The sequence below is a fragment of the Rhodococcus sp. PvR044 genome, from assembly GCF_040548995.1.
In the GTDB taxonomy this organism is placed as follows: Bacteria; Actinomycetota; Actinomycetes; order Mycobacteriales; family Mycobacteriaceae; genus Rhodococcus_G; species Rhodococcus_G oryzae.
In genome coordinates this window covers 333,382-351,434 of sequence record NZ_JBEPSX010000005.1, presented here as the reverse complement: position 1 = coordinate 351,434, position 18,053 = coordinate 333,382, and the positions used below count along the sequence as shown (strand labels likewise).

The 18,053-nt window shown below is 70.0% G+C and carries 21 protein-coding genes; 7 read left to right on the top strand and 14 right to left on the bottom strand.

Translation table 11 applies throughout. The annotated features are described in order from the left end of the window. Positions 1-28 precede the first annotated feature (28 nt). The gene (locus ABIC28_RS14805) at positions 29-970 is read left to right on the top strand and encodes an SMP-30/gluconolactonase/LRE family protein (protein ID WP_354579523.1); all 942 of its coding nucleotides are present in this window, start codon (positions 29-31) and stop codon (positions 968-970) included. A gap of 86 nt (positions 971-1,056) precedes the next feature. Continuing rightward, positions 1,057-2,031, top strand: a complete 975-nt coding sequence (locus tag ABIC28_RS14800; RefSeq protein ID WP_269588721.1) for an alpha/beta fold hydrolase — start codon at positions 1,057-1,059, stop codon at positions 2,029-2,031. Here the strand turns inward: ABIC28_RS14800 and ABIC28_RS14795 are convergent. Beyond that, entirely contained in the window at positions 2,024-2,461 is a 438-nt protein-coding gene (locus ABIC28_RS14795; protein WP_077040166.1) for a 6,7-dimethyl-8-ribityllumazine synthase, read from the bottom strand. The two genes, ABIC28_RS14800 and ABIC28_RS14795, sit on opposite strands and share 8 nt — an antisense overlap. A gap of 146 nt (positions 2,462-2,607) precedes the next feature. On the opposite strand from ABIC28_RS14795, the gene ABIC28_RS14790 reads away from it, so the two are divergent. Both ABIC28_RS14790 and ABIC28_RS14785 read left to right on the top strand, forming a co-directional pair. Further along, positions 2,608-3,345 (top strand): lysophospholipid acyltransferase family protein, encoded by a 738-nt coding sequence (locus ABIC28_RS14790; RefSeq protein ID WP_269588720.1) that lies wholly within the window; start codon positions 2,608-2,610, stop codon positions 3,343-3,345. 57 nt (positions 3,346-3,402) lie between these two features. Then, complete coding sequence (locus tag ABIC28_RS14785; protein ID WP_097213872.1) at positions 3,403-3,711, top strand: rhodanese-like domain-containing protein; 309 nt, start codon at positions 3,403-3,405, stop codon at positions 3,709-3,711. Positions 3,712-3,723: 12 nt separating this feature from the next. On the opposite strand, the gene ABIC28_RS14780 is transcribed toward ABIC28_RS14785, so the two are convergent. The 7 genes from ABIC28_RS14780 to ABIC28_RS14750 form a co-directional block, all read right to left on the bottom strand. Then, positions 3,724-4,098, bottom strand: coding sequence for a DUF5313 family protein (locus ABIC28_RS14780; protein WP_077040168.1), 375 nt, complete (start codon positions 4,096-4,098; stop codon positions 3,724-3,726). Next, a complete protein-coding gene (locus ABIC28_RS14775; protein WP_097213811.1) occupies positions 4,095-4,571 on the bottom strand; it encodes a MarR family winged helix-turn-helix transcriptional regulator in 477 nt (158 codons plus the stop codon). Before ABIC28_RS14775 ends, ABIC28_RS14780 begins: the two co-directional genes overlap by 4 nt. Before the next feature lie 116 nt (positions 4,572-4,687). Beyond that, positions 4,688-5,431 carry an energy-coupling factor ABC transporter ATP-binding protein gene (locus ABIC28_RS14770; RefSeq protein ID WP_354579519.1) on the bottom strand — a complete coding sequence of 248 codons (744 nt, stop codon included), beginning with the start codon at positions 5,429-5,431 and terminating at the stop codon, positions 4,688-4,690. Next, the gene (gene cbiQ / locus ABIC28_RS14765; protein WP_209928184.1) at positions 5,428-6,195 is read right to left on the bottom strand and encodes a cobalt ECF transporter T component CbiQ; all 768 of its coding nucleotides are present in this window, start codon (positions 6,193-6,195) and stop codon (positions 5,428-5,430) included. The genes ABIC28_RS14770 and cbiQ overlap by 4 nt, the downstream gene beginning before the upstream one ends. A 2-nt stretch (positions 6,196-6,197) precedes the next feature. Then, the gene (locus tag ABIC28_RS14760; RefSeq protein ID WP_209928186.1) at positions 6,198-6,545 is read right to left on the bottom strand and encodes a PDGLE domain-containing protein; all 348 of its coding nucleotides are present in this window, start codon (positions 6,543-6,545) and stop codon (positions 6,198-6,200) included. Next, a complete protein-coding gene (locus tag ABIC28_RS14755; protein ID WP_209929206.1) occupies positions 6,542-7,219 on the bottom strand; it encodes an energy-coupling factor ABC transporter permease in 678 nt (225 codons plus the stop codon). The genes ABIC28_RS14760 and ABIC28_RS14755 overlap by 4 nt, the downstream gene beginning before the upstream one ends. A gap of 112 nt (positions 7,220-7,331) precedes the next feature. Beyond that, complete coding sequence (locus ABIC28_RS14750) at positions 7,332-7,901, bottom strand: TIGR03086 family metal-binding protein (RefSeq protein ID WP_209928188.1); 570 nt, start codon at positions 7,899-7,901, stop codon at positions 7,332-7,334. A gap of 117 nt (positions 7,902-8,018) precedes the next feature. On the opposite strand from ABIC28_RS14750, the gene ABIC28_RS14745 reads away from it, so the two are divergent. After that, a complete protein-coding gene (locus ABIC28_RS14745) occupies positions 8,019-9,524 on the top strand; it encodes a flavin-containing monooxygenase (protein WP_209928190.1) in 1,506 nt (501 codons plus the stop codon). A 97-nt stretch (positions 9,525-9,621) separates the two neighbouring features. Here the strand turns inward: ABIC28_RS14745 and ABIC28_RS14740 are convergent, their stop codons facing one another. Next, entirely contained in the window at positions 9,622-10,278 is a 657-nt protein-coding gene (locus ABIC28_RS14740) for a M50 family metallopeptidase (protein ID WP_097213874.1), read from the bottom strand. Between the two features lie 74 nt (positions 10,279-10,352). Between ABIC28_RS14740 and ABIC28_RS14735 the strand changes: the two genes are divergently transcribed. After that, positions 10,353-11,363 carry a dimethylarginine dimethylaminohydrolase family protein gene (locus ABIC28_RS14735; protein WP_209928192.1) on the top strand — a complete coding sequence of 337 codons (1,011 nt, stop codon included), beginning with the start codon at positions 10,353-10,355 and terminating at the stop codon, positions 11,361-11,363. A gap of 21 nt (positions 11,364-11,384) precedes the next feature. Here ABIC28_RS14735 and ABIC28_RS14730 read toward each other — a convergent pair whose 3' ends face one another. The 4 genes from ABIC28_RS14730 to ABIC28_RS14715 all read right to left on the bottom strand — a co-directional run bounded on the left by ABIC28_RS14730 (position 11,385) and on the right by ABIC28_RS14715 (position 15,630). Continuing rightward, positions 11,385-12,797 (bottom strand): amidase, encoded by a 1,413-nt coding sequence (locus ABIC28_RS14730; protein WP_209928194.1) that lies wholly within the window; start codon positions 12,795-12,797, stop codon positions 11,385-11,387. Positions 12,798-12,861: 64 nt separating this feature from the next. Further along, positions 12,862-14,451, bottom strand: coding sequence for an ABC-F family ATP-binding cassette domain-containing protein (locus tag ABIC28_RS14725; protein ID WP_209928196.1), 1,590 nt, complete (start codon positions 14,449-14,451; stop codon positions 12,862-12,864). Between the two features lie 165 nt (positions 14,452-14,616). After that, positions 14,617-15,171: an ATP-binding transcription factor AbmR gene (gene abmR, locus ABIC28_RS14720; protein ID WP_097213875.1), complete on the bottom strand. Its 555-nt coding sequence runs from the start codon at positions 15,169-15,171 to the stop codon at positions 14,617-14,619. A 147-nt stretch (positions 15,172-15,318) separates the two neighbouring features. Then, positions 15,319-15,630 carry a hypothetical protein gene (locus tag ABIC28_RS14715; RefSeq protein ID WP_097213820.1) on the bottom strand — a complete coding sequence of 104 codons (312 nt, stop codon included), beginning with the start codon at positions 15,628-15,630 and terminating at the stop codon, positions 15,319-15,321. 210 nt (positions 15,631-15,840) lie between these two features. Between ABIC28_RS14715 and ABIC28_RS14710 the strand changes: the two genes are divergently transcribed. Beyond that, positions 15,841-17,709, top strand: coding sequence for a penicillin-binding transpeptidase domain-containing protein (locus ABIC28_RS14710; RefSeq protein ID WP_209929207.1), 1,869 nt, complete (start codon positions 15,841-15,843; stop codon positions 17,707-17,709). Positions 17,710-17,800: 91 nt separating this feature from the next. On the opposite strand, the gene ABIC28_RS14705 is transcribed toward ABIC28_RS14710, so the two are convergent. Beyond that, positions 17,801-17,977: a hypothetical protein gene (locus tag ABIC28_RS14705; RefSeq protein WP_027502587.1), complete on the bottom strand. Its 177-nt coding sequence runs from the start codon at positions 17,975-17,977 to the stop codon at positions 17,801-17,803. Between the last annotated feature and the right edge of the window lie 76 nt (positions 17,978-18,053).

The window sequence follows — 18,053 nt, the reverse complement described above, 5'->3', positions numbered from 1 at the left end:
CAGCTGGCTTCGAGACGGGGGAGATCGGATGAAGGTTGCAGGAATCGCCGCGCGGTTGGCCGCGGCAGCGGGGACCGGAGTCGCCGCGGGTCTGGTCGCGGTCTCCGGTCCTGCCGTCGCCGCAGCGGCACCCGGCTGCGTCCCGTGGACGACCGAGCGGGTGGCCGAGGGATACGGGACGCTCGAGAACCTCGCGTTCGACGGGCGCGGCGGAATGCTGTTGTCCGAGTCGTCGCTGACCGGGTCGGACGGCGCGATCCGGCGACTCGAGGCGAACGGATCCCGCACCACCGCGGTGCCCGAGGTGAAGGCGCCGGGCGCGATCGTGGTCGTGGGCGACACCGCCTACTTCACCACCGGGAACGGGTTCGTCTCGGGACTTCTCGGTCGTAGTGACGGCACGATCGACGCGCTCGACCTGGACACGGGCGCCGTCACCACGGTCGAGACCGCGTTGACCATGCCCAACGGGCTCGCGCAGCTCCCCGACGGGGACTTCGTGGTCAGCCGGGACATCGGGCAGTCGACGGGACTCACCCGTGTGCCCGGGAGTGCCGAGCTCCCGTCCGGGTTCGCGCCCAGCCTGAGTTCGACCAACGGAGTGGCCTACGACGAGACCACCCGGCGACTGTATGTCGCAACGACCTTCAATCCGGTCACCACCGTCGCCGCCGTCGACATCGACCACCCGGACGCGTCGCCGCGGCGGTTCGACCTGCCGGGGGTCGGCCCGATCAACTCTGCCGACGATCTCACGGTCGGGCCAGACGGATCGGTCTACGTCGCCTTGAACGTGGCGGGGACGGTCGTGCGACTCGACCCGGCCACCGGCGCGCAGTGCACCATCGCCGCCGGCCTGCCGCTGGTCTCGTCGGTCCGGTTCGGTTCGGGGCCCGGCTGGGACCCGAACGCGCTGTACGCCACCAGTTTTCTCGGCACCGTCGTCAAGCTGACGCCGCCCGCGCCGTAACCGGGTGACCGGCGTTCCCCTTCGATCGCCACTGTCGAGGGCAGTCGCCCGCTAGGGTGGCGAATTGCCGATGACGGCGAGGAGGAATGAGCATGGGGCAGCCGACGCACCGGACCGTCGCGGTCAACGGGATCGACCTGCATTTCGTGGAGCAGGGCGAGGGCGAGCCGGTGGTGCTCTGCCACGGGTTCCCTGGCCTCTGGTTCAGCTGGCGTCACCAGATCGCGGCGCTGTCCGTCGCGGGCTATCGCGTCATCGCCCCGGACATGCGCGGGTACGGACGGACGAGCGCGCCCGCGCAGGTTTCCGAGTACGACCGGCCGCACACGGTCGGTGACCTGGTCGGCCTCCTCGACGCGCTCGGCATCGAGCGGGCGGTGTTCGCGGGCCACGATTTCGGCGCCCACCTGACCTGGGATCTGCCGGCCTGGGCGCCCGATCGGGTGTCCGCGCTGATGCAGCTGAGCGTCCCCCGCGCGCCTCGACTGCCGGTGCAGCCGAGTGTCGGGTTCGAGTACCTGGCGTCCAAGCACTTTGCGCACGTGCACTACTTCCAGGAGCCGGGCGTCGCGGACCGGGAGCTCGGCGACAACACCAGGGCGTTCCTCGCCAAGATCTTCCACGCGCTCAGCGGTGCGAACCGCTACCTCGACTGCTGGGAGTTCCCCTCCGAGGGCAACGGCTACCTCGATGTGCTCCCGGAGCCGCCCGCCCTGCCGTGGAGCTGGCTCGACGAGGGCGAATTCGACTATTACGTCTCGGAATTCGAGCGGACCGGGTTCACCGGCGGCCTCAACTGGTACCGCGCCGAGGATGCCGTCTGGGCGCAGAACGAGTCGTTGCACGCGAAGCCGGTGGAGGTCCCGGTCACCTTCATCGCCGGCGCCAAGGACCCGGTGCTCGAGATGATGGGCAGCGACCCGTTCGCGACCATGGGTCGGCTGGTTCCTGGGCTGGTCTCCACCCACGTGATCCCGGACGCCGGGCACTTCGTGCAGATGGAAAAGCCCGCCGAGGTGAACTCGGCGATGCTCGAGTTCCTCGGCGGACTGACTACTTGATCGTGTCCAGCGAGGCGAGGGTGAGGGAGCAGGCCTGAGCGACCTCCGCGCCCTTCTTGTCGAAGTGGTTGGCGAAGAAGACGGCGTGATCCTCGTGCTCGTGGAAGTGGTGCGGGGTGAGCACGGCGGAGAAGACCGGGACGTCGGTGTCGAGCTGGACCCGCATCAGTCCGTCGATGACCGCGGAGGCCACGAACTCGTGCCGGTAGATGCCGCCGTCGACCACAAGTCCGGCGGCGACGATGGCCTGGAACCGGCCGGTACGGGCGAGCCGCAGCGCGTGCAAAGGGATCTCGAAGGCGCCGGGGGTCTCGAAGAACTCGATCTCGCCGGAGGTGTGGCCCAGTGTCCGCCACTGCGCGACGAAGGCGTCTCGTGCTCGGTCGACGATGGGTCGGTGCCACGTGGACTGAACGAAGGCGATGCTCATTCCATGATGCTAGTTCGGCGCACCCCGGCGTGGCCATCCGGACGTGCGTTCAGTTCAGTTCTCCTCAATTCAGGGCTGAATTCTGTTGTCATACAAGGGTATCGCTCTATCGGGCGCGGTACGCGTTCTCTCCGTACAGTGTGGACATGGACAAGCCCGAGGTTGCCCTTGACAACTGCGACGAGGTCTACGACTTCTACCTGCGTCACCAGCAGAACCGCCTGGCCGCGAAGGCCGCCTACGGGCTCCTCGCGCTGAAGTTCCGGCCGAGGGTGACCTACGCGGACGGGGCGAAGGAGCAGGTCCGGGCCCTTGTGCGGTCGGATTCCCGGCTGGTTCTCGCCGTCAACCACCTGAGTGAGAGCGATCCGTACACGGTGGCCGCCGCGGCGTCGGCCAGCGCGCTGCGCCCGGCGATCGGCCGGACCCGGGTGCTGGCGAAGGACGAGCTGTTCCTCGAGGCGAAGCGGCGCGAGCGGGTGGACCTGATGGGCGGGATCCCCGTCTTCCGGGGCAAGAACCACGGGATGCGCGCGGTCAACGCGGCCGGGCAGCGGATGATGGACGTCTGCGCCGAGCGGATGCGGCGGGGCGATGACCTGGCCATCTTCCCGGAGGGGACCTGCAACCTGGAGGATCCGACCCGGCTGCAGAAGATCGGCAGCGGGATCGGCCACATCACGAGCCGGGCTGTGAAGCTCGGGGTCCGCCCGGTGCTGGTCTACATGGGGATCAGCTACGGTCCGGTGCCCGGCAAGGAGACCCGGGCGAGCGTGTACCTCGACAGTCCGGTCACCGAGATCCCGGAGAAGCCCGCCGATATCGCGCGGCTGGTGGCGGCAGGCCTGCAGCGCGCGGTGGACGGGGCGGTCGCGCGCTACTGACCTCTCCTCAATACCCCCTTGGGTATGATCTGGGCATTCGACGAGGAGAGGAACCTCATGCAGGAAGTGGATCTGGTGGCGCTCGACGCCGCCCTGGCCGCCGGCGCGCCGGTCATCGACGTGCGCGAAGCGGATGAGTACGCCCGCGGGCACGTGCCGGGGGTCCGGCTGATCCCGCTCGGCGAGCTGGTGTCCCGCATCGACGAGGTGCCCGCCGCGCCGACCGTCTACGTGATCTGCGCGATGGGCGGCCGGAGTGCGCACGGCGCCTCCCTGCTGGGGGCCGCGGGCATCAACGCGGTGAACGTCGCGGGTGGCACGGACGCGTGGATCAACTCCGGCCGATCGGTGGAGTCCGGCGCATAACCCGCCGGGCGCCTACCGAGCCCACAGGCGGCGGTAGGCGTCCTCCTCGGCCTCGCGGGCAGCCTTGCGGCGCGGGTTGTCCAGGTCCATGGGCAGGCCGTTCTTCTGCAGGCGCCGCGCGCGGTTCTGGTGGATGTAGACGACCGAGTAGAACAGCGCCAGCAGGATCCCGAGCAGGACCATCGACCCCCGCAGCCACAGCGGCCCCGGGAAGAGCATGAAGATCACGAACAGCGGGATGAACGGCACCATCGCGCGGACGAGGTGCCGGGCGACGTAGTGGTCGCCGGTGATGTCGTTGAGCACCCAGTCGTTCATGGAGGCGGGCAGCTTGGCGCCGCAGGCGTACGCGATCCACTGAATCGGGTTCGGTCGGGTGGCGCTCATTGATTCAGTGCTCCTGCCTTGAGTGCGGCCCGGTTGATCCGGGTGAGAACGTCGTGCAGCTCCTCGAGCTCGGGTAGGCCGACGCCGAGGCGCTCGACCACCGCGGGCGGAATCAGCTCCGCCTGGGCGCGCATGGCCCGCCCGGCCTCGGTCAGGTCGACGACCAGTTGCCGCTCGTCCTCGCTGCTGCGGGACCTGGTGATCAGGCCTGACCCCTCGAGCCGCTTGAGTAGCGGCGAGAGCGTCGGGGAATCGAGCTGCAGGGCGCTGCCGATCGCCTTCACCGACATCGGCGCCTCGCCCCAGAGGGCGAGCATGACCAGGTACTGCGGGTGCGTCAGGCCCATCGGCTCGAGCAGCGGGCGGTACACCGAGAGCACCGCGCGATTGGCGACGGCCAGCGCGAAGCAGACCTGGCGGTCGAGGGCGAGCGGGTCGACCCCGGTCGCCGGTGACTGTTCGACGGTGGACATGCAGTAGAGCGTACACGAATAGATCGCGCACTAACTAACTCCGCCGAGTGTGCACCTGCCGGGGCATCGCCCGAGAGGGCGAGCCGGTAGGTGCACACTCGGCAATCCGGGCGCCGTCAGCCGTGCGGGACCTCGAACCCCCACGGCAACTCCAGCCGGTGTCGGCCCAGCAGCTCCGCGTCCGCGAGCAGCTCGAGCACCGGGCCGTCCGCCACCAGCCCGCCGTCGTCGATGATCACCGCGCGGTCGCACAGCTGCGCGGCGTAGGGCAGGTCGTGGGTGACCAGCATCAGGGTGGTGTCCAGCCCGAGCAGCACCTCGGCCAGCTCGCGGCGGGCCACCGGGTCGAGATTCGCGGACGGCTCGTCGAGTACCAGCACGTCCGGCCTGCACGCCAGCACCGTGGCCAGGGCGGCCCGCCGACGCTGCCCGCCGGACAGGTGCGACGGTGACCGATCGGCGTGCTCGCTCATGCCGACCGCCGCCAGCGCATCGGACACCCGCGCGCGCAGCTCGTCGCCGGTGACGCCGAAGTTCGCCGGACCGAACGCGACGTCCTGCGCGACCGTCGGCATGAACAGCTGATCGTCCGGGTCCTGGAAGACGATCCCGACCCGACGCCTGGCCTCGCGCAGGGTGCTCCGCTCGACCCGGGTGCCGCCGATCTCGACGTGGCCCGCGGTGGGGGAGAGCACCCCGTTCAGCTGCAGCATGAGGGTGGTCTTGCCTGCGCCGTTGGGGCCGAGCAGCGCAATCCGCTCGCCGACAGCGACTTCCAGGTCGATGCCGCGTAGCGCGATCCGGCCGTCGGGGTAGGCGAAGCCCAGGTCGCGCACCCGCACCGCCGCCGTCGGGCTCATCCGGCCACCGCCAGCGCCGTCAGGCAGACGGCGACCGCGCCGACGGCGGGGGTGAGGCCGAGCAGCCAGCCGCGCGCGGTGGCCGCGGGTGCACCGAGATCGGGCATGGCGCCGGTGAACCCGCGCGATGCCATGGCCAGGTGGACCCGCTCGCCGCGCTCGTAGGTCCGGAGGAACAGCCCACCCACCCCGCGTGCGGTGGCGCCGATCTGTCGCAGGGTGCGGGGATCGTCACCGCGGGAGATCCGCGCGATCCTCATCCGGTTCGCCTCCGCGGCAAGCAGATCCACGTAGCGCAGCATCAGGACGGCGATGGTGGTGACGAGGGCGGGCACCCGCAGTCGGGTCAGCCCCAGCGGCAGGTCCGCGGTCCGGGTGGTGGCCGCGAGGGTCAGCGAGGTGAGGACCCCGAGGGTGCCCTTGATCAGGATGCCCCACGCCGCGTACAGGCCGGCGACCGACAGCGACAGTCCCGCCCATCGCACGCGCTCGGCGCCCTCTCCGAACGGGAGCAGCGCCGCGAGCACGACGAACGGTGCCTCGATCAGCATCCGTGGCGCGATCCAGCGCAGCGGGATCCGGGCGATCTGCCACACTGCCAGCAGGACAAGGGCATACAGGCCGAAGGCCCACATCTGTTCGCGCGGCGTCGCGACCACCGCGAAGACCCCCACCGTCGCCGCGACGATCTTCACCTCGACCGGCAACCGGTGCACGGGGGAGTCGTCCGCGCGGTACAGCGGGTGGGCGTGACCGGCGCCCATCGTCAGGTCCTGCGCGTGCGGCCAGAGCGGGCGATCAGCCAGAACAGGCCGCCCGCGACCGCGAACGTCGCGGTGACGCCCAGGATCCCGGCGATTCCGGACAGGTTGTCGTTGCCCGCGACGGTGTAGTCCGCGAGTGGTCCGTCGGCGAGGTGGTGCTCCCCGGCGTGCTGCGCGATGCAGGTGCCGGTCAACTCCTCGCCCGCCGCCGTCTCGATGACGGTGCAGCCGCGCAGGGTGGTGGAGTCCAGGCCGTCGGGACTCGAGCTGGCGAGGTAGCTGACGACGCCGGCGATCAACAGGGCGACGACGGCGAAACCGGCCAGGAACCAAGACCTTCGGGATGTCATGCCGGTACCTCCGTGGTCGGTCGGGGCGCGGTGCGCAGCAGGTACACCAGGTCGGGCCGGGCCCTGGCGACGGCGACCACGGTGAGCGCAGTGATCAGGCCTTCGCCGACCCCGATCAGGGTGTGGGTGCCGAGCATGTACCAGGCGACGGTGTCGAGCGTCGTGTCTCCGGCGCCGCCGAGCGCGTACTCGAGCAGGAACCCGGACGCGGCCGCCAGCGTGTTCGCCAGCGCGGCAACGAAAGCCAGTGCGGCGAGGCCGGCATCGCCGAACCGGCGGCGCAGGGGCCGCAGGGCGACGGCCGCCGCGTAGCCGACCCCGACGCCGATCAGTGCCATGTTCGTGATGTTGGTGCCGAGCGCGGTGATGCCGCCGTCCGCGAAGAGCAGCGCTTGCACCACGAGGACGATGGCCACGCACAACGCGCCGGTGTAGGGGCCGACCAGGATGGCCGCGAGGGCGCCGCCGAGCAGGTGGCCGCTGGCACCGGGCAGGATCGGGAAGTTCACCATCTGCACCGCGAAGATGAACGCGGCCACCAGGCCGGCCATCGGCGCGGTCCGCTCGTCGAGTTCGGTTCGGGCCTTCCATGCGGCCACGGTGATGCCCGCGACCGCGACGAACCCGAACAGCAGCGAGGTCGGCGCGTCCACCAGGCCGTCGCTCATGTGCATCGCGAGGATGGCGTCGTTCGGGCTGTTCACGAGCGGAGCATAACCAGCCATCTCAACAATTGCTCAGTTGTTCAAATGAACGTAACAAGGGGGCTGCTGAACGACCGACGGGTCATGGAGTCCGGCCGAGGAGCGCGGCCAGTCGGTCGAGGGGCGGAGCGTCCTCGGGCACCGGCCGTGACGGTGCGAACGGGGTACGTCCTGCCGGGAGATTCGGCAGCAGTACCCGGCTGAAGGCGATCTGGTCCTCGATCACCGAGTCGGGGTAGCGCGGCGTCTGCCCCGACGCGCGAGCGAGATCCCAGCCGTGCGCGAGCATCTCGGTGATGCGCATGTTCAGGGCCTGCACGGCCGGAACCTGACCCATCGGCAGGGTGATCTCCCGGTCCAGCACCCCCGGCAGGGCGAAAGCCTGCACCAGTGCGTCGGCCGAGGCGTGAAAGGAGCCCGCAGGGTCGGGGCCGAGCAGGTCGGGCGGCGCGCCAACGACGGTGACGGGCAGCGGGCGCCCGCGCAAGGACGAGGCGAACAGGTGGTTGCCTGCCGTCACGTGGTTTACGACGTCGCGGACGGACCACTCGGCGCAGGGGGTGGGTGCGGACCACTGGTCGTCGGCGACGCCGGCTACCAGCGTGCCCGTCGCGTCGAGTGCCCGGCTGAGGTCGTCGATCGTCGCGGTCATGGTTCTGCCTACCACCGCGAGGACGGTTTCGGAACCCGTGTTGGGTCGAAGGGGGTGTTGCCGCCGCGGAAAGTGCGTGATACTGGCTGTAACGCACATCGGTGAAGGGGTGGACCTGTGGACCAGAACGTGCAGTACGACGCGGTGATCATCGGTGCCGGCTTCGGCGGGATGGGTGCCGCGATCCAGCTCAAGCGGCTCGGCCTGACCGACCTCGCGATCCTCGAACGCGAGGACGACCTCGGCGGCACCTGGCACGTGAACCGCTACCCGGGTCTCGCCGTCGACATCGCCTCCGTGACGTACTCCTACTCCTTCGAGCCGAACCCGCACTGGTCGCGGCTGTTCGCGCCGGGCGCCGAGCTCAAGCGGTACGCCGAGCACGTCGCGGACAAGTACGACCTGCGCCGCCACATGCGCTTCGGTGCGGTCGTCGAGGGTGCCCGCTGGGACGAGGACGCGCAGCGGTGGGAGGTCGCGATCGAGGGCGGCGAACTGGTCACCGCGAAATACCTGCTCACCGCGACCGGGTTCCTGTCGCAGCCGCACAAGCCCGACATCCCCGGCATCGATTCGTTCGAGGGCAAGGTCATCCACACGACGGCGTGGGACGACACCTACGACCTGAGCGGTACGCGCACCGCGATCATCGGCACAGGGGCGACCGCGGTCCAGCTCATCCCCGAGGTGGCCCGCAAGGCCGCCGCCCTGACTGTGTACCAGCGGACCCCGATCTGGGTGCTGCCGAAGGTGGACACCCCCATCCCGGGTCCGGTGCAGCGGCTGTTCGCCCGGGTGCCCGCGGTCCAGCGCGCGGCCCGCGGGGTGAGCTCGGGGATCCTCGAGGCGGTGATGGTGAGCGCTGTGCTGCACTACCGGCAGACCAAGCTGCTGAACAAGGGCGCCGCAGCTGTCTCGCGAATCTTCCTGCGCGCGAAGGTCCGTGACCCGAAGCTGCGCCGTCAGCTGACCCCGGACTACGACTTCGGCTGCAAGCGGCCGACCTTCTCCAACAGCTACTACAGCACCTTCACCAAGCCGCACGTGCACCTCGAGACGGACTCGATCGAGCGCATCGAGCCCGACGGCATCGTCACCGCGGACGGACGCAAGACCGAGATCGACACGCTGGTCCTTGCGACCGGCTTCAACCTGTGGGACGTGAACTTCCCGGCCATCGAGGTGATCGGTCGGGAGGAGCGCAACCTCGGTAAGTGGTGGCGGGACAATCGGTTCCAGGCGTACGAGGGGGTGGCGGTGCCGCACTTCCCAAACTTCCTGAGCCTGGCCAGCCCGTACTCCTACAGCGGGCTTTCGTACTTCACCACCATCGAGTCGCAGATGGCGCACATGAACCGGCTGTTCGGTGAGCTGCGGCGGCGCGGCGCCGACGTCTTCGAGGTGACCGAGCAGGCGAATGCCGGCTTCCTGGACCGGATGACCGAGAAGCTGGACGACTCGGTGTTCTACGGCGGCAGCTGCCAGACCGCGCGCAGCTACTACTTCAACCAGCACGGGGAGGCGGCGATCCTGCGCCCGACCTCGACGGTCAACGCGTTCCGGGAGGCGAGGAGCTTCCCGCTCGACGACTACACGATGCGGCCGTACGAGGCGGCGGAGTGAGCGCGGGGTCGGCGTCGCACACTCTTTGGCAAGGTCGCACCCCTTGTGGACGTACAAAGGGTGTGCGTTCTCGCCAGAAGGTGTGCGGGGACGGCTGCTAGCCGAGATACTGCGCCCGCCACGCCAGCACCCCGGTCCCGACAGCGACGGCCACCAGCAGCAGCACCCACACGAACCGCGGCAGGTGGCTCAGTGACCGCAGCTGGTCGAGATCCGAACGGCCGGAACGGGTGCGGGCGGCCTCGACGATGGTGTGCAGGTTGCCGAACAGCAGCAGCCAGATCGCGGTGTACGCGAAATGCAGCTGCAGCGTGGGGGATCCGTAGTACGCGACGACGCCGATCGCCGATCCGCAGACCACCAGCACCAGCAGCCCGAAGACGTTGCGGATGAACGGCACCATCGCGACGATCAGCGCGACCGCGCCCCACAGCAGTACCGGGAGCTGGCCTGCCGCGATCAGGAGCGCGCCTGCCAGTCCGAGCAGCGAGGGCGCCAGGAAGCCGGCCGCAGCGGTGAGCACCATGCCGGGGCCGCGTGGCTTGCCGCGCGAGAGCGTGAGGCCCGAGGTGTCCGAGTGCAGCCGGATCCCGGTGAGCCGTCGGCCCGTCACGACAGCGGCGATCGCGTGCCCGGCCTCGTGTACGAGCGTCACCGCGTGCCGGGTCAACGACCACAACGGACCGAAGAGGACCATGGCGGCGGCGATGGCGATGGGGAGGTAGGCCGACCACTGCGCCCAGTACGAGTTCACCCGACCAGGGTGCCAGGCCGCCGCGGCCAACTAGCATCGGTACCGGTCACGATGTCTGAGGGTGGAGGGACTCGATGGAAGCCGTCACGGAGTCGACCGCAGCAGTGGCCGACCATGGCCGAGTCATGGTGCGCAGTGAGTTCGCGCCGCTCCGGACGGTCGCCGTCGCCCGGTCGCAGTTCCGCGCTCCGGACGAGATGTCGGACAGCGAGGCGTCGTTCCTCGCTCCCGAGGCGCTGCCGATCCTCGAGCGCATGCTCGGACGCGATCACGGTGAGGTCTATCCCGACCGCCAGCGGCTCTGGGAAGCCGAACGCGAGAACCTGTGCTCGGTGTTCGAACGCCACGGTGTGGAGGTCCTGCGGCCGCGGATGCTGACCGACACCGAGAAGGCGGCCGGGGGCTCCAAGGGCTACGCGAACTTCTTCGTCCGCGACCCCTGGTTCACCATCGGAGACATCGTCATCGAGGGGAACCTGAGGCTGCCCCACCGCCGACGCGAGGTGCTGCCCAGCCGCGACCTCCTCACCGCCAGGGCGCTCGAGGGGCGCTGTTCCTACCTGGCGCTGCCGCAGCCTGTGGTTCCCGACGGGGCGCCGGGCGACCTGGGCGCCGGGCCCTTCCTGGAGGGTGGTGACGTGCTGGTGTACGACAAGCGCGTCTTCGTCGGCAACTCCGGGCTGGCGTCCAACGCCCTCGGGATCCGCTGGCTGGAGAAGCTGCTCACCCCGCTGGGCTACACCGTGGAAACCGTTCGTCTCGCGCCGAACTTCCTGCACCTCGACTGTGCGCTCGGCCTGATCAGGGAGGGCTTGCTGGTCGCGTGCCCGGACGCACTCCTCGACGGCCTGCCCGCCGCGCTGCGCGGCTGGGAGCGGATCGAGATCAGCGAGAGAGACGGTATCGACCTCGGTACCAACGGTCTGCCCATCAGCCCGGAGGTCTACGTCACCGATCCGGCCTTCCGACGCATCGGTGACCGGATCGCCGCGCACGGCGTCACCGTCGAATACGTGGATTTCGCGATCACCCGCGGCTTCGGCGGGTCGTTCCGGTGCACCACCCAGCCGCTGCGGCGGGAGTGAGCCGCGCCCCGTCGGTCGGTGTCAGTCCTGGATCCGCCGCCACGGACGGGCCTGCTCCAGTTCGAACGCGAGCTCGAGCAGGGTCCGCTCGTCGCCGTGGTCGGCCGAGAAGTGCGAGGCCAACGGCAGCCCCGCAGCGGTCTCGTGCAGCGGCAGCGAGATGGCGGGTCCGCCGGACGCGTTGTTCAGCGGGGTGAACGCGGTGTAGTTCACCAGTTTGGTGAACAGTTCCTCGAAACTCTGTGCCGGAGACAGGTATCCGAGCCTCGGGGTGGTGTGCGCGAGGACGGGCGAGAGCAGCACGTCGTACTTCTGGAACATCTCCGCGTACTGCCGATGGGTGCGCCGCAGCCGGTACAGCACCTGCGGCGTCTTCGCGATGTTCTTGCGGTACATCGCATCCAGCCCGCGGGTGAGGTTGTCGGTCTTGGACTTGTCGAAGTCCGGGCCGAGCATCCGCTTTCCGCCCGCACAGATCGCGAACGACAGGAACCCCCAGTAGTTCGAGAAGTCCTCGACGAACGACCGATCGACCGGCAGTGGCGCCTCCTCGACATGGTGGCCGAGCTCGTCGAGCAGATTCGCGGTCGCGGTGACGGAGGCGCGGGTCTCGTCGTCGGTCGGGATGCCGGTGATCGAATCGATGATCACGCCGATGCGCAGGCGGGTGCGGCCGGGGCCCTCGACGAGCCGGATGGGCGGGAGTTTCGGGTTGCGGTAATAGCTTTCGGCCGCGGCATAGAACCGCGCGGTGTCCCGGACCGACCGCGACAGCATGCCCTGGGCGACGATGCGGATCGGCATCGACCGGTCCGCCGGATCCGCGACAGTGCGCCCCCTGGTCGGCTTGAGGCCGACGAGGCCGCAGGCGGCCGCGGGGATCCGGATCGATCCGCCGCCGTCGTTGGCATGCGCGAACGGTAGTACTCCGGACGCGACCAGCGCCGCGGATCCGCCGGAGGAGGCTCCCGAGGAGAACGCCGGATTCCACGGGTTGTGCACGGGTTCGGCCGTCGCGTACTCGTTCGAGGCGCTGAACCCGAACTCCGGCAGCCTGCTCTTGCCGATCGCTACCGCGCCGGTGGACAGGAACTGCCTGGCGAAGTCGCTGTCCGCGCGGGCGGGCCGTGCCACGAACGCCGCGCTGCCGTGATTCGTCGGCAGGCCCGCGACATCGATGTTGTCCTTGACGATCGTCGGGACACCCGCGAAGACGCCCGTGTGCGGCCCAGCGGACCGGGTCAGGGCCCGATCGAAGTCGGGGAAGGCGATCGCGTTGAGCGAGTCCCGGACCGACTCGGCGCGTTCGACTGACGCCAGCACCGCCTCGTGGGAGGACAACTGCCCGGAGGCGATCAGCTCCGCGATGCCGGTGGCGTCGAGGTCGCCGATGGCGTCGTCGCGGAAAGCGTGGATGCGTGCGTCGTCGGTCATCGGGTGTCCTCGGATCGGGGTTGCAGGCACGGCAGGCAGGCGGTGTGGCCGGCCGACTCCGAGATTAACGCGGATCCACCTCGTGCAGCCCGTCCTCGGTGAGTTCGAGCCACCGGGTCGCCCCGAACTCCCGGAGGAACGGCAGGTCGTGGCTGGCGACCACGAGCGCGCCGCGGTACTCGGCCAGCGCCGACGTGAGGTGCGCGAGGCTGGGCAGGTCGAGGTTGTTGGTCGGTTCGTCGAGCATCAGCAGTCGCGGCGCAGGCTCGGCGAGCAGGATCATCGCCAGCGCCGCGCGCAGCTGTTCCCCGCCGGACAGCGCCGAGGCCCGTGTGTCGGCCGCGTCGCCGCGAAACAGGAACCGGGCCAGCCGCGCCCGGATCTGCTCCGGCGTCGCGTGCGGTGCGGCATCGGCAACGTTCTGCGCCACCGTGCGGTCGCCGTCGAAGATGTCGAGCCGCTGCGGAAGGGACCGCCATGGCACCCGCGGGCCCGCATCGGCGATCGCGCGCAGCAGGGTGGTCTTGCCGATCCCGTTCCGTCCGACCAACGCGATTCGCTCCGGCCCGGACACGGTGAGCGACACCGTGGGACCGCAGGCCAGCGTGACGTCCTCGAGCTCGATCACCTGCTGGCCCGGGTGGACGGCGGTGTCCGGCAGGTCGATTCGGATCTCGCGGTCGTCGCGGATCAGCTCCTCGGCCTCGGTGAGCGTCTGCCTGGCCTCCTCCAGCTTGTCGATGTGGCTGCCGCGGAGCTTGCCCGCCGACACCTGGGCCTGGCGCTTGCGCTCGCCGGCCAGGATCCGCGGGACACTGCCCTCCATCTTCTTCCCGTACCGCACCCTGCGCGCGATCTTGGTCTGCGCCTCGACGAGCTCGCGGCCCTGCTTGCGCACGTCGCTGCGGGCGTCGCGGACGGCCGCGCGGGCCGCCTCCTGCTCGGCGTCGACGGTGGCCCGGTAGGCACTGAAGTTGCCGCCGAACATCCGCACCTCCCCGCGGCGCAGCTCGGCGATGGAGTCCATCCGCTCGAGCATCTCGCGGTCGTGGCTGACGACGATCGCAGTGCCAGGGAACTGTCCGACCGCCGTATACAACCGGGCCTTCGCGGCCAGGTCGAGGTTGTTGGTCGGCTCGTCGAGCAGCAGCACCTGCGGGTCGACGAGCAGCGCGGCTGTGAGGCCGAGCAACATCGTCTCCCCGCCCGACAGCGTGCCGACGGTCCGGCCGAGCGCCTCCGTCGAGGGGGCGATGTGTGCGAGCCCCAGTCGGTCCAGGGTGGCGACGGCGCGTTCCTCGATGTCCCAGTGTCCGGCGGCGACGGCGAAGTCCTCGTCCGTTCCCGCACCGGATTCGATGCGGTGCAGTGCCTTTCGCGCAGACTCGATGCCGAGAATGGCGTCCACCCGTCGGTTCGGGTCGAGGGCCAGGTCCTGGCGCAGGTACGCCAACGACCCGTGCACGGTCACCGAACCGCGGTCGGGGGCCAGCTCGCCGGCGATCAGCCGGAGCAGCGTGGATTTGCCTGCGCCGTTCAGGCCGACGAGCCCGGTTGTGCCGCTGCCGAACGCGGCGTCGAGGCCATCGAAGACGGGGTCGCCGTCGGGCCAACTGAAGGTGAGATCGGACAGGGCGAGATAGGGCTGGGCCATGGTTGCTCCTAGAGGTGGGTGCGGGGCGACGGCGTGCACGAGCACGCGACGCGATGCGTTCACTACCTCTGAATGAGCAAGGGCCCTTCTCCGATCGTCGACAACAAGACGGCCACCACGATAGGACGACCCCGGTCGTTCGGCAAGGGAATTATGAGCGGCGCCTCAGATGTTCGGCCCCTCGGACCTCAGTTCGTCGACCCGGCCCATCGCCTCGCGCAGCTCGGCGAGCCATTGTTCGCTGTGCTCGCCCGCGAGCTTGACCGCCCAGGTCAGCGCGTCCGCCCTTGACCGGGCCACCCCGGCATCGACCAGGGTGTCGAGCACCCGGCGCTCGGGCTGACGCAGCCGGGTCATCACCGGTACCGCCAGATGAGTGAACAGCACGTGCCGCTCGCCCACGGTGACGCCCCAGGCCACCTTGCGCCCGTAGCGGGCCTCGGCCTCGTCGGCGATCCGCATCCGGTCCGCCCTTGTGGTCTCCCGGAACCGGGAGATCCGGCCGTCGACGGCTGCCTGGGAGTTCTCCTCCGGTGCGGGCAGCTCGCCGGTGACGACGATCTCCTCGCGGTCCACCACCACCGCGGCCGGTCCGGTGAACCAGTCCTCGGGTAGTCGTCCGGCGAACCACTCGCTCGCGTCGCTCGCGTCGGGGGTGTCCGCCTGCTGCCAGCCGCCGGGCCGCCCGAACCTGCGGCCGCCGTGTCCCGTGTATCCCATCGAGCTCACCTCTAAGGTTGCGATGATTACTTGATTACAGTCATACGCCTGTTTCTGAGGATGCGCTAGCGGTCGCCCGACGCCAAGGACCCCGCATCGGTATCGATGCGGGGTCCTTGGCAGATCGGGGCGGGGGCGAACGATCTCCTAGCCCTGCGACAGCCCCGGCTGCGTCTGGATCTTCCCGGGACCACCGGCGGCGCCGCCTGCCTTCGCCGGCATGTGCCATTCGCCGTCCGCGCCGCAGACCAGGCCGTGGCTGACATCGCCGGGCTTCTTGTTGATCACCGTTTCGTTGCCCTGATCGTCGGTGTTGACGATCGGGCACGGCCCCGTCGGACCGTTGGGACCGATGGGGGTGCTGGGCTCGGCATTGGCGACGGACGCCGCCCCGAAGGCGCTCAGGATCGGAAGGGCTGCGATAGCGACGACGGCAAAGGTGCGACGGGCGTTGAACATTCAGTATCTCCTGGGGTGATGGGGGTGAGGTGCGTCGGTGACAGGGACAACTCTGCCCAGTCCGGGCATCACCCAGAAGCGACCCAAGGGTGCGGCGCAGGCCACCCAGGGAATGGATCCTCGCCACCCCAGGATCGGCGCCGCCCCGGCCGCGCGAGGTGCGAAAACTGCGCGCCGGCGGCGGGGCCGCCTAACCTCGAGGCCATGCGGATGAAGCTGAGTGTGGCGGGGATCGCGGTGTCGGCGCTGGTGCTGGGCGGATGCACCATCGGGCAGACCGAGTCGGAAACGGAGATCGCGGCGCAGCAGTTCGCCGACGCGCTCACCCAGCGGAACGCGCAGGCGGCCGCGGACCTCACCAGCGACCCGGCGGCCGCGGCGGCCGCGATCACCCAGATGTTCGACGGCCTCGCCGCCCGGGATGCGACCTTCGTGGTCGCGGGCACCGACAGCGACGCGGGCACCTTCACCCTCGACGCGGACTGGACCCTCGGCGCCGAACCCGAACCCGAGGCGGAATCCACCACGACCCCCAGCGCCGGGGCGATGACCACCGCGGCGGCCACCGAGTCCGACTCGGCACAGTCATGGAGCTACACCACGACCGGCGGCGGCCAGGCCGTCGCCGACGGCGGCAAGATCCCATGGGACCCGCAACTGCTGGCGCCGGGGCTGACGGCGGACAGCACGCTGCGCTACACCACACTCGCCGGTGGCTCCCCGCAGGTGCTCGACGCCGCAGGTCGCCCGCTGATGACCGAGCAGACCGTCACCCTGGTCAATCTCGACCCGGCGACGATCCCAGACCCGGCCGGTACCGCCGCCGCGGTCGCTCAGTTGGTCGGGCCGGTGGCCCCCACGGTCACCCCGGCCTCGCTGCAGGCGGACCTGGCCGGATCCCAGGGCAAGACCGTCACCGCGATCACGCTGCGGGACGCGGACTTCCAGCCGATCGCCGATCGGCTCGCCGCGATCCCCGGTGTGCAGTTGGTGAAGCAGGCCCGGCTGCTGACCGCGGACAAGGCCATGACCTCACCGACCCTCGACGGGCTCCGGGAGCTGTGGCAGCAGGGCCAGGATGCCTCCGCCGGCTGGGCGGTACAGCTGGTGTCCGCCAACGGATCCGCGCAGCGGCTGGCCGGTGAAGACGGCACGGTTCAGCCCGACATCGCCACCACCCTCGACCCCACGATCCAGGGCGCAGCCCAGGCGGCCATCGCCGATCTCCCGCAGCAGTCCGCGATCGTGGCACTGCGGCCGTCCACGGGGGCGGTACTCGCGGTGGCGCAGAACCCGGCCGCCACCGCGCAGGGCCCGATCGCGCTGACCGGCCTGTACCCGCCGGGGTCGACCTTCAAGACGGTCACCACTTCCGCAGCGCTGCAATCGGGTTCGGTCACCCTCGACACTGTGCTGCCGTGCCCGGGCAGCGCAAACATCGAGGGCCGCACCATCCCCAACGACGACAACTTCGACCTCGGTTCGGTGCCGCTGCACACCGCGTTCGCCCGTTCCTGCAACACCACCATGGGCGCGCTCGCGGTCGCGCTGCCGCCGACCGCGCTGCCCCATGCCGCCCTGCAGTTCGGTCTCGGTGTGGACTACGTGACGCCGGGGCTGACCACGGTCACCGGCAGCGTGCCGCCCGCGGACACCCCGGCGCAGCGTGTCGAATCCGCGATCGGACAGGGGCAGGTGACGGCGACGCCGTTCGGGATGGCGCTCGTGGCGGCCTCCATCGCCAAGGGCTCCACGCCCGCGCCGATGCTGGTCGCGGGGATGCCGGGCGTCGCGAACACGACTCCCGCCCCTGCGCCCCCGCAGGTCACCGAGCAGTTGCGGACCATGATGCGAGAAACGGTTACAGGGGGCACCGCCACCCAGCTCGCGGACATCGCCGACCTGCGCGGCAAGACCGGCACCGCCGAGGTCGGTGACGCCCCCGCGCACGGCTGGTTCGTCGGCATCGACGGCGATGTGGCCTTCGCGGTGTTCGTCGCGGGGGCGGACAGCTCGGCCCCCGCGGTCGATGCGGCCGGACGGTTCCTACGACCGATTCAGGCCCAGATCCCGCGGTGACGGCGATGCGGCCGACGGGTGTGTTCGGGTCGGCGGTTCTGCGGCTGATCTAGCCCCTGGATCGCTCGACAGGGGCGTCTCGCGGCGCGGCTCAGATGCACCAGACGAGTGCGGCGGACCCGAGCGGGACGCTGAAGCAGAGGGCAACCGAGCCAAGGGCGGGGGTAGCGGCCACGGTGTCGCTCGCGGAGGCGGCAGGGGCCGCGAAGACTCCGACTGTCAGGGCGATTGCGGTCGCAGCGAGGGTTTTCGTGATCTTGGTGGACATTGTGCTCACACCTTTTGATTGGGACGAACCTGCGGTCGAGCCACCCCTCATGGCTCCCAACCATCGTCCGCCCGAT

Bases quoted from the DNA above. Each gene is read 5' to 3' on its own strand.
- ABIC28_RS14805 (WP_354579523.1), top strand. From the start codon at position 29: ATGAAGGTTGCAGGAATCGCCGCGCGGTTGGCCGCGGCAGCGGGGACC.
- ABIC28_RS14800 (WP_269588721.1), top strand. From the start codon at position 1,057: ATGAGCATGGGGCAGCCGACGCACCGGACCGTCGCGGTCAACGGGATC.
- ABIC28_RS14795 (WP_077040166.1), bottom strand. From the start codon at position 2,461: ATGAGCATCGCCTTCGTTCAGTCCACGTGGCACCGACCCATCGTCGAC.
- ABIC28_RS14790 (WP_269588720.1), top strand. From the start codon at position 2,608: ATGGACAAGCCCGAGGTTGCCCTTGACAACTGCGACGAGGTCTACGAC.
- ABIC28_RS14785 (WP_097213872.1), top strand. From the start codon at position 3,403: ATGCAGGAAGTGGATCTGGTGGCGCTCGACGCCGCCCTGGCCGCCGGC.
- ABIC28_RS14780 (WP_077040168.1), bottom strand. From the start codon at position 4,098: ATGAGCGCCACCCGACCGAACCCGATTCAGTGGATCGCGTACGCCTGC.
- ABIC28_RS14775 (WP_097213811.1), bottom strand. From the start codon at position 4,571: ATGTCCACCGTCGAACAGTCACCGGCGACCGGGGTCGACCCGCTCGCC.
- ABIC28_RS14770 (WP_354579519.1), bottom strand. From the start codon at position 5,431: ATGAGCCCGACGGCGGCGGTGCGGGTGCGCGACCTGGGCTTCGCCTAC.
- cbiQ (WP_209928184.1), bottom strand. From the start codon at position 6,195: ATGGGCGCCGGTCACGCCCACCCGCTGTACCGCGCGGACGACTCCCCC.
- ABIC28_RS14760 (WP_209928186.1), bottom strand. From the start codon at position 6,545: ATGACATCCCGAAGGTCTTGGTTCCTGGCCGGTTTCGCCGTCGTCGCC.
- ABIC28_RS14755 (WP_209929206.1), bottom strand. From the start codon at position 7,219: ATGCACATGAGCGACGGCCTGGTGGACGCGCCGACCTCGCTGCTGTTC.
- ABIC28_RS14750 (WP_209928188.1), bottom strand. From the start codon at position 7,901: ATGACCGCGACGATCGACGACCTCAGCCGGGCACTCGACGCGACGGGC.
- ABIC28_RS14735 (WP_209928192.1), top strand. From the start codon at position 10,353: ATGGAAGCCGTCACGGAGTCGACCGCAGCAGTGGCCGACCATGGCCGA.
- ABIC28_RS14730 (WP_209928194.1), bottom strand. From the start codon at position 12,797: ATGACCGACGACGCACGCATCCACGCTTTCCGCGACGACGCCATCGGC.
- ABIC28_RS14725 (WP_209928196.1), bottom strand. From the start codon at position 14,451: ATGGCCCAGCCCTATCTCGCCCTGTCCGATCTCACCTTCAGTTGGCCC.
- abmR (WP_097213875.1), bottom strand. From the start codon at position 15,171: ATGGGATACACGGGACACGGCGGCCGCAGGTTCGGGCGGCCCGGCGGC.
- ABIC28_RS14715 (WP_097213820.1), bottom strand. From the start codon at position 15,630: ATGTTCAACGCCCGTCGCACCTTTGCCGTCGTCGCTATCGCAGCCCTT.
- ABIC28_RS14710 (WP_209929207.1), top strand. From the start codon at position 15,841: ATGAAGCTGAGTGTGGCGGGGATCGCGGTGTCGGCGCTGGTGCTGGGC.
- ABIC28_RS14705 (WP_027502587.1), bottom strand. From the start codon at position 17,977: ATGTCCACCAAGATCACGAAAACCCTCGCTGCGACCGCAATCGCCCTG.